The sequence below is a fragment of the Candidatus Accumulibacter contiguus genome, assembly GCF_012940005.1.
Taxonomy (GTDB): domain Bacteria; phylum Pseudomonadota; class Gammaproteobacteria; order Burkholderiales; family Rhodocyclaceae; genus Accumulibacter; species Accumulibacter contiguus.
Map to the genome: position 1 here is coordinate 1 of NZ_SPMX01000121.1, position 1,133 is coordinate 1,133.

Consider the following 1,133-nt stretch of genomic DNA (forward strand, 5'->3'; position numbering starts at 1 on the left):
TTCTTCAAGGCCGAGAAGTCCTTCTCACACGGTGGCGCCAGCGTCCAGGAACTGATCATCCCGCACCTTGTTTCCCGCGGGCCTGCCGCACAGGAGAAGCGAGTGGGTGTGGAGGTCGTCCTGCCGACTTACGAGTTGCAACGGACCGCGGTGAAAGTCATCTTGCGCCCCGTGGTGACTACCGCCGCCACGGCTGCTCAGATGCCGTTGTTTTCCGAGACGGGTCGCACGCTCTCGCTGGATGTGGTGCGTCGGCAGGGCGACGGCAAGATCGTTTCCGTTGTCGCCGGCAAGCCCAAGGAAGTGCGCCTTGAAGGGCAAGGGCAGGAACAGAGCGTGACCGCGTTCTTCCACACTGCGGCGCGCTTTCAGGCCGGCGAGTTGCTCGAACTCGACATCCGGGATGTCGAGACCCTTGAACAATTCCCGCCGGGCGGCATCAAGCTGACGGTGGGGAGAGACATGTGAGGCGGGCATGAGCGACCAATCATTCGAACTCGACGAACTGGACAAGCTGGCCGCCGAGGTTTTTCCGGGTCTGGTAGTACGCAAGGACTTGCTACGGCGAATGCGCAGCGCTTTCGGCGTCCCGGCTTTTGTCATCGAGTTTCTACTCGGCAAGTACTGCGCCTCGACTGACGAGGAAACCATTCGTGAGGGCCTTCAGTTCGTGCGCGAGACGCTCGCGTCGAAGTACGTGAAACCAGACGAACGCGAGGCGGTGAAGTCCGCCATCAAACAGCACTCAACCTACGAGATCATCGACAAGATCTCGGTTCGGCTCGTCGAGACGCACGACAAGTACTGGGGTCGTCTCTCCAACCTGGACCTCGACTTCATCAACATTGACGAGAGCGAGGTGCGCACACACGACCGCCTGCTGATGGGCGGCGTTTGGGCGGAGATCACCCTGCGCTACGACGACTCGTTCGTCTTCAAGGGGCAAAACCGCCCATTCTTTGTCGATGCCATCCGTCCTATCCAGCTTTCCTCGCGCAACATCGACCGCTTCATCGAGGTACGCCGGCGCTTTACCCGCGAACAGTGGCTTGATCTGCTCATGCGCTCGATGGGTTACGAGCCGAGCCACCCTTACTATACGCAAAGACGCAAGCTCCACTTGATGCAGCGCC

General features: G+C 60.3%; 2 protein-coding genes. Both read left to right on the top strand.

Annotated elements, in window-relative coordinates; all coding sequences use genetic code 11:
* Window positions 1–468 (top strand): hypothetical protein (locus E4Q08_RS23455; RefSeq protein ID WP_169072188.1); only part of this gene is annotated, 468 nt, incomplete at its 5' end.
* 7 nt (window positions 469–475) lie between these two features.
* Window positions 476–1,133 (top strand): anti-phage BREX system Lon protease BrxL (locus E4Q08_RS23460; RefSeq protein WP_248595128.1); only part of this gene is annotated, 658 nt, incomplete at its 3' end.